Here is an 8,935-nt window from a genome sequence, read left to right on the forward strand (position 1 = left end):
CTAAATAATTAAATTTATTCTACATTAATCGATCGCTCTATGTCAAGTTCTGCAAGCTTTACAGAATTTCGGCTTTGAATTTCAAATATCGAAATTGGGGTTAAATTAGTATTTTTTTGCATAACAAAATCGGAAGAGCCGGATTTGATACCTGAGTTCCTACGCCACTATCCCAAGATTCGGCTGAACCATCGCATCGTGAATCAAGCGGTGAATCCCTTACAGGACGGGTTTGATGTCTCCATCCGAATTGGGCGGTTAGAAGACTCGCTGCTCAGGATTCAACCGTTGGGCGAAGCCTCTCGTCAGTTGTTTGCTAGCCCTACATACTTAAAGCGCTGCAATGCGCCAAAGACTCCCGCTGAACTGGGTAATCACGACACCATTTTTATCGGCAACACCGATAATCCTACTTGGAAATTGCGCCATGCACGGACAGATGAGCAAACCATTGCGCTGAATCCGCGTTGCTGGGTCAACGATCCCACGATTGCTTTTGAGATGGTGTTGGCGGGAGCAGGCATCGGTCTATTGCCAGTCTTTTTTTGTCGCGAAGCTGTGCAGTCGGGAGTCTTACTGCCGCTATTGGAAGACTGGCAAGCAGCTCATCAAGTTCTCCTCAGTGCCATCTTTCCGACCACACGAAAGCGATCGCCTAAGGTCAAAGCGTTCCTCCAATTTCTACAAGACAACTTGCGTCTTTAGAGACTCCAGTTTTTGACACGTTTGAAATAAGGATGCAGTGCGGCTCTCGTGCGGGGTAGTGCTGTACTCTAATGATTCTGGTCAGTCACAATCCTTTCGTGGCCAGGATTCAAAAACCAAAGTAGCATTACTCCTCATTACTACCTCGTGCGGTTGGAGTTTTGTTGAGAGGGTGACAACATAGCTAGACCCCCTGCCTCACAAGGGATAGAGCTTCTAGCCCTCGTTGAAAATGGAGAGATTTGTGAGGCTTCAACGCCATGAGCGCCAACATCCAATCTCTCCAGAGCAGCAGGGATTGACTCCAAGGGTAGTGCTGTACTCTAATGATTCTGGTCAGTCACAATCCTTTCGTGGCCAGGATTCAAAAACCAAAGTAGCATTACTCCTCATTACTACCTCGGTAGCATTTTTTTGTTGGGGTGGCCGCAAACGCCACCCTCTTTTTTGGGACTCCTCTATTCTCTCAAACAATTGTCCCGTCTGACTTCCGTTTACCTTGTCACCCTCTCATGTAGTATGTATTTTTACTTACGATCTTGATAAAGCTTTCTGCATAAAGTTTTGACAGATCAGACGAACATACTACATTTTGAGTATATTTACAGGGGAAACTTCAGTCCTGAGTTTGAATCGTAAACGTTCAAAAACCCGGTTTTTCCCAGAAACCCGGTTTTGCGATCGCCCTCACAAACACTCAATCCGCCGCTGCTTCCGAACCGACGATTTCCTTCAGCGACGACAGCATTTCCGACTCCGAAAACGGTTTAGTCAGATACGCCGTCGCGCCGAGTTCGCTGGCGATTTGGCGGTATTTCGGACTGCTGTGAGACGTGAGCATGACGATGGGAACCTTGGATAAGTTACTATCTTGACGACAGTAACTGAGGAACTCAAACCCGTTCATCCGAGGCATTTCTACATCGCACACCACCAAACGCACGTCGGGATGTTGTTGTAATTGCTCGATCGCCTCTTGTCCGTCGCGAGCTTGTATTACCTGATACCCGGCTTTGACGAGGGTAGAGGTGAGAGTGTGGCGTAGGTTAATCGAATCGTCCACAATGAGGAGGGTCGTCGGTGGCGTCGCGGGAACCTCAGAAACAGCGGAGGCTTGCGGTAAGCTGTTGGTAGGTTGCGCGGGAAGAGGACGCTCAGAACTCCCGCCAAAGGACATCCCAGACGACGATCGCTCGGCGAAAGAGGTTCGCTCTGGGGTTGCAAACGCACCACCGTCGACCACCAACGCCAAACGACTGTCGCTGAGAATGCTACACCCGTAAACGTAAGGTGGCGGCGCGATCGCTCGTCCGAGGGGACGAATCACTAACTCTTGTTCTCCCAGAATGCGATCGACCTCCAATCCGAGCTGCTTTCCCCCTTGACGCAACAGCAAAATCGGGGCGCTAATATCCCGAGAAATGGACAGTTTCGTTTGACGCGGTTCCTCAGTCGGTTTCGCCAACGACGAGCTATAGTGCATTAAGTCCGCCAGTTGGCGCACCGATACCATGCTGCTGGTTTCCCCTTCCCCTTCTAGATGCAATACCTTATGATTTTCAAAATGTTTGAGGCGATCGGGTGGGGGCATGACGATTTTTTCAACCGAATCCAATAACAACGCATAAGCCGATCCTCCCGCTTGCACCACCAACAACTTCGCGATCGTCAGCGACAGAGGAATTTGCAACGCGAACACCGTCCCCCGTCCGGGTTCCGACTCCACGGCGATTTTCCCTTTCAGACTCTGAATTTGCGATCGCACCACGTCCAATCCGACGCCACGTCCCGAAATTTCGCTGACGCGATCGGCGGTGGAAAATCCCGGCTCGAACAACACCTCTAAGCGATCGGTCGAGACGATGCGGTTGGCTTCCGCCTCGCTTAAAAACTTACCTTCGACGGCTTTGCGGCGAATCCAGTCCAGATTCAACCCCCGTCCGTCGTCCCGTACCTCGATGGTGGTTTGCACCCCTTGGTTATAGGCGCGAATTTCGATCGTTCCGACTTCCGGTTTCCCGAGTTTGAGGCGTTCTTCGGGAGATTCGATCCCGTGGTCGAAAGCGTTGCGAACCAAGTGTAACAGGGGGTCGTAGAGCTTCTGAGCGATACTCTGTTCGACGAGTAAATCTGTTCCGCTGAGTTTGAGTTCGACCCGCTTGTTTTGCATTCTCGAAAGCTGCTGCACCATCAAGGGGAACCGTTGTAGGATTTCCCCGAGGGGCAACATTCGCACGTCTACTAAATCGTCTTGCATGACGGAGAGAAGTTGCTGTTGTTTTTCCATCAATTGAGCTAACTCGCGAGTGTGGCTGCGAACGTCCTCGGTCAGCGTGTCGAGGATGCGAGCTTCACCGACGGCTGTTTTTAACAGTAGATGCAAGTCGGCGAAACTGTCGAATTCCAGTTCGCGATCGCCGACGAAAGGAGACGACAGAGGGAGAGCCAAAGAAGAACGACTCTGAAAGTTATCGGCGGCGTGACCGAGGGTCGAAACCATGCGCTCGGACCATTCGAGCAGTTGATTCATGGTTTTTTGGTGTTGTTGCAGGTACGATCGCATTTCGCCGGTTCGCTGTTGCAGATGTTCTTCCTCGAGAGCCTGACGGTTGCGATCGACCAATAACTCCCCGAGACGGTGGTTGAGTCGTTCTAAGCCTTTAATATCGACGCTGACGAGTTGTCGGGTTTCGGCTTTGGGACGTTTGGGTGCAGCCTCTTCCTCTGGCGAGGGTGGGGGGTCTTCATCGAAAAATTCCCCTTCACTGACTTGTTCTTGCAACGATTCCACGGGAGGCTCGGGGTTCGGGGCGATTCCTTTTTCCTCGTTCGTCTCAGCTAGGGAGGGTTCCCCTGTCTCCTCCTTGTCCCCCTTGTCCCCCTTGTCCCCCTTGTCTTCCATCTCTTCCATCTCTTCCATCTCTTCCTCGTCCGAACCCCAAACCTGTTCGAGTAAATCCTCGTCGGGATCGCGATCGAGTGGGACGTCCAATTTCGCCAAATGGGGAGATTCGAGCCAGTTGCGCTCGGAACGGCGGACGGCGGGAAGTTGGTTATACTGCTGGCCGATGTGGTTGGAAATGCGGCGTAAGGCTTTGACTAACAGAACGTCATCGTAGGTTTTGGGTTTTTGGGTGTCGCTGGCGTACTGAAATTTCGCCACGGCGACGATGACGGAGAACAGCGTCCACTGACGATACAGACAGAGACTCTCGCTGTCGCTGTCTTCTGCAATAAATTCGAGAAAGCGATCGCTCTGTTTTTTGATACTCGAGGCGGTACGAACCACCATGGCTTTGTGGTTGGCGCGTTTCGCCGGAAGTTTGGGAACGATTAGCTCAAAACAGACGTTCGCTAAAGGAACGGCGTTTTCTCGAGCGAACCACTTCGCAAAAGCACCGATGGCGTCGATAAAAAACTCTTGAAGCGCACCTTTGACGGGTTTTCCGTACCGTTTGTTGTTGAGAAACGCCCGAAACTGTTCGAGTTCGATGTCGAGAGCAGTTTCGATCGCGGGGGGTTCGACGGTTGCAGATGCAGGTTCAACCGGAACGGAATTCTCGTTGAGGAGAGCGTTGAGTTGCGTGGGTACGCCTCCCGTATCGCGATCGCCCCCGAGAACCTCTTGTTGTCCGCGACGATAATCGGCCAAAGCCGCCGCTCCGATATCGAGGATGCGATCGGCGCGATCGGGGTTGTTGAGGGCGGCCAGAACCGTGGTAGCGATCGCGCTCCACCCTGGAAGCGAGAGAGATTCCCCCAAACCCGAGAACACCTCCGCACTCGATCGCAAAACCTCCTCGACGCGATCGCGCTCCCCAGTGTCCAAGGCGGTTTCGAGTTCCTCGAGACGCTGCTGCACCCCCAACTCGAAAATCGAGCGAGCGATGTCGAATCCCAACTCGGCGGAGGTGGGAACGTAATCCTGTTGTCCGAAGGCGTCGCCGAGTTTGTCCTTCATGCGGGCGAATACGTCAGCGGCGCGATCGAGCAACGAATCTTCGTCGATCTCGGTATCCGACAGTTCCGCCCTCAGCCGCACCCGCAAACACTCGAACCCTTCAAACAGCAGCCGTTCGAGTTCCGCATCGATGGCGATCGATTCGTCGTACAACGCTTTAAACGCATCTTCCATCGAGTGAGCGATGGTTTTCAGGCTGTCTAAGCCCACGTTCGCCGCCGCCCCCTTCAGCGTGTGAGCCGCCCGCATCATGCTATGGACGTTTTGGACGCGATTTCCCTCGTGAACCTTCAGCAAGCCATCCTCGACGGTTTGCAAGAGTTCGGGGGCTTCACTGAGGAAGTAAACGTAACCTTGGTCTCGGATGGCTTTTTCCATTTTACTCTTGACTTTCGAGTAAATTTATGATACACGGCGAATTAATAGGGAACAGTGAAGACAGTCACCAGTCACCAGTCACCAGTCACCAGTGAAGACAGCAAACAGGGAACAGGGAATAGGGAACAGGCAACAGTTGGTAGGGTGTGTGACGCGGCCGGAAAATGTTGTCGAAGTCAGTTGAATGGGCTGTTACCGCGTCACGCACCTTCCCCATCACCCTCTTCTCCTCTTCTCCTCAACTCACCTTAAACCGTCCGGCGCTGGCTTGCAGCTCTTGAGCAGTGGTCAGAGCTTCTTTAAAGCGATCGGAGATTTCGATCGAGTTTTCCGAGGTTTGGTTGGCGATCGATGCAATTCCGCGCATCATCTCCGTCACCGACTGCGCCTGTTCCGTTTGAACCTGCGTGGCGTGGGTAATTCCCTCCACCAATTCGCTGATTTGAGCCGTCGCCGCCACGATGTCGTTGAGAGTTTGTCGGGTTTCGCCGACGAGGTTGGTTCCCCGCGTGACTTGCTCCGAGGCCATTTCCATCGCCAGGGTCACGTCTTTGGTTTCATCTTGAATCTCCTGCACCAACTTCTCGATTTCCGTCGTCGCGTCGGCGGACTGACGCGCCAGCGATCGCACTTCGTCGGCGACCACAGCGAACCCACGTCCGTACTCTCCAGCTCGTGTAGCTTCGATCGCCGCGTTGAGTGCTAACAAGTTAGTTTGGGTGGCGAAGTTGTTAATCAAACTCACCACTTTGGCGATGTTTTGGGACGATTGCGTTAGGCGTTCGATCCCTTTAGCCGCCGCCGCCACCGTTTTACGGATATCTGCAATCCCTTCGACGGTGCGGTTCATGGCGTCGTCTCCGGCACCGAGGGTCTGATTGGCGAGATCGAGGGCGGTTTCGACTTGTTGGGCGTTATCGGCGGTGGTTTGGGTAAAGTTCACCACCTCTTGAATGCGATCGAGGGCTTTGGTGATTTCCTCGAACTGAGCGCGTGCTTGACTGGACAAGGCCATCAACGACTCGTCACTACTCGAGGAAGTCAACACCACTTTTTCCGCCGCCGCTTGCACCTGAACGACGATTTTCCTCAAACTTTGCAGGGTATTGTTAAACGAATCGGCGAGGGTTCCCATTTCGTCTTCCGTGACAGGAATCCGAACCGTCAAATCCCCATCGAGCGCCGGACGCACCGCCATCAGCAGTTCTAACGCCCGTTTTTGCAATTGCTCTTTGGCCGCTTTGTCCCGTTGCGCGGCCGCTTCGAGCTGTTTCGACTGTTCTTCGAGCTGGCGCAGGTAGACACTCTGTTGAATCGCCACCCCTAACTGAATCCCAATTTGCGCCAACAGAGTCACTTCGCTATCTTCCCACTCTCGCGGTCCGTCGTTTTGATACGCAGCCAGGAGTCCCCACAGTTTCGCACCTTGGAAAATGGGAACGATCGCGTAGGCGCGACATTGGTATTGTTCGAGAATTTCCAAGTAACAGGAGGTAAACCCGGCTTGGTAAATATCAGCGACAGAAAAAGACTCTTCCTGTTGGAACCGTCCCCCTTGGGTATCTTGAAGATAGGTATCTTTGACCTCTAAGGTCTGGGACGTTGGCGTCAACGCCGAAGTGTCGTCGCGATCGCGTTGACTTTGAATCAAGCCCCCCATCCCCTCGCAGTCACTGACATTTTGCTGCAAACCGGGAACGTCTTCCTGGCGTTTGACGAGGGGAACCCAGCCACCGCCGACCGATTCGGCGATAAAACGACCGCTCCAATCGGGATTGAAGCGATACACGCACACGCGATCGGTTTTGAGCAGTTGTCGGATTTCTGTCGTGGTGGTGCTGAAAATGCTGTCGAGGTCGAGGGATTGACGGATGCGATCGATGGCTCGAGCCACGGCGCGATCGCGCTCGGCAGCTTTGGCGACTTTTTCGGACTGAAACCGCAGTTCGTCGAGGGTTTCGGCTTGTTGCAACGCCACGCCAAGCTGGTCGGCGATGCGAGCGAGCAAATCGACTTCTTCTTCTTCCCAAGCTCGCGGTCCGTCGTTTTGGTAGGCGGCTAGAATTCCCCAGAGTTTTTCCCCTTGAAAAATAGGAACTAGGGTATAGGCTCGCGCCTCGAACTGTTCGAGGAGTTCGACGTGACAGGGATCGTGTCCGGCTTCGTAGATGTCGCTGACGGCGTAGGTTTCGCGGTAGGCGTAGCGTCCTCCCTGGTTTTCTTCGAGGTAGGTGTCTTTCCAGACGCGCTCGACCTCGGGACCGACGAGTTTTACCCAACCGGGAGTCACGGACTCGGCGACGAACTGACCGCTGAAGTCGGGGTTGAACTGGTACACGGCCACGCGATCGCACTCGAGGAGCAACCGCACTTCTTTCGTGGTGACGTTGAAGATGCTGTCGATATCGAGGGATTGGCGAATGCGATCGATGGCTCGAGCCACGGTGCGATCGCGCTCGGCAGCTTTGGCCACTTTATCTGATTGCAACCGCAGGCGATCGACGGTTTCGGCTTGTAGCAGTGCAACCCCGAGTTGGTCGGCGATCCGTTGCAGCAAATCTACTTCGGTCGGTTGCCAGTTGCGAGGGCCGTCGTTTTGGTAGGCGGCTAGGATTCCCCAGAGTTTTTCCCCTTGAAAAATAGGAACCAGGGTATAGGCGCGACACTCGAACTGTTCGAGGAGTTCGACGTGACAGGGATCGTGTCCGGCTTCGTAGATGTCGCTGACGGCGTAGGTTTCGTGGTTGGCGTAGCGTCCCCCTTGGTTTTCTTCGAGATAAGTGTCTTTCCAAACGGGTTGGACGTCGGGGCCGACGAGTTTCACCCAGCCGGAGGTGACGGATTCGGCCACGAAACTACCGCTGAAGTCCGGGTTGAACTGGTACACAGCCACGCGATCGCACTCGAGGAGCAACCGCACTTCTTTCGTGGTGGTGCGGAAAATAGTATCGATGTCGAGGGATTGACGAATGCGTTCGATGACGCGGGACACGCTGCGATCGCGGTCTTGGACTTTCTCAAACGATTCGCGGAGAGTTTCGAGAACTTCCGAAACCGCTCGATCGCTTTCAGTTTGGCGTTCGTGTTTTTCGTCGCGATCGAATTCTTGCAACATCACCGTCAGTTCTCCGGCCACCTGTTTGATGACGGCGATTTCCCGTTCCGACCAGTTGTAGGGGCGATCGCACTGGCTGGCAGAGATCGCGCCCCACAACCGTTTGCCGATTTTTAAGGGAACGTTGAGGCTGGCTTGGGTTTGATAGCGTCCGAGCAGTTGTCGTTGGTGGGGGGTGAGGTTGGTTCGTTCGACATCGGGAATGGAGACGAACGGATGGCTGAGGTATTCGTCGAGATCGTCGAAGCCAAAGGCTGCCACGTGCAAGCGATCGCCCAAGGCTGGCGTCCATCCCCGTCCGACTGATTCGGCTACGACGACCCCGAACGGGGATCTACCGTCAGTTGCGGCGGCAGAGGTCGTCCGGCCGTTAGCGGTTCCGTTCCCGTTGGCAAACGGCAACGCACTCGTTCCGTCTGGGGACGCGAGGCTACCATCGAAGCTTGGCGGGACGAATGCGTCGATACCGCGAGACAGCAAGCGGTACACCACGACGCGATCGCACTGGAACATCTGTCGCAGTTGGGTGACGGCAGCCAGAAGCGCTTCCTCGAGGGATTCGGTTTGGTGCAGTCGGTCGGTGACGGACGCCACTTGTTGGCGGATGGCTTTGAGCTGTTGTTCGAGCGGGGTAGACTCGCTACGCAGGGCATCTGAACGGGTCATACGATTACCTCGATCGCGGTTTCGGTTTGGGGTCTAGGAGGGGAGAGGGGGAGAAGGGGAGAGGGGGAGAAGGGGAAAAACAGTTATCTGTTTGCTGTCTTCACTGTTGC

General features: G+C 54.2%; 3 protein-coding genes and 1 pseudogene. 1 reads left to right on the top strand and 3 read right to left on the bottom strand.

All coding sequences use genetic code 11. The annotated features are described in order from the left end of the window. Positions 1-144 precede the first annotated feature (144 nt). Positions 145-705, top strand: a complete 561-nt coding sequence (locus tag POG22_RS22335) for a substrate binding domain-containing protein (protein WP_498907187.1) — start codon at positions 145-147, stop codon at positions 703-705. 184 nt (positions 706-889) lie between these two features. On the opposite strand, the pseudogene POG22_RS22340 reads toward POG22_RS22335, so the two are convergent. The 3 genes and pseudogenes from POG22_RS22340 to POG22_RS22350 form a co-directional block, all read right to left on the bottom strand. Then, positions 890-1,018: pseudogene (locus POG22_RS22340) on the bottom strand (IS4 family transposase); the annotation flags it as partial. A gap of 384 nt (positions 1,019-1,402) precedes the next feature. Next, the gene (locus tag POG22_RS22345; protein ID WP_498907188.1) at positions 1,403-5,044 is read right to left on the bottom strand and encodes a hybrid sensor histidine kinase/response regulator; all 3,642 of its coding nucleotides are present in this window, start codon (positions 5,042-5,044) and stop codon (positions 1,403-1,405) included. Positions 5,045-5,282: 238 nt separating this feature from the next. After that, positions 5,283-8,825: a GAF domain-containing protein gene (locus POG22_RS22350; RefSeq protein ID WP_498907189.1), complete on the bottom strand. Its 3,543-nt coding sequence runs from the start codon at positions 8,823-8,825 to the stop codon at positions 5,283-5,285. Positions 8,826-8,935 lie beyond the last annotated feature (110 nt).

It is taken from the genome of Geitlerinema sp. CS-897 (genome assembly GCF_028368005.1).
Lineage (GTDB): Bacteria > Cyanobacteriota > Cyanobacteriia > Cyanobacteriales > Geitlerinemataceae > Baaleninema > Baaleninema simplex.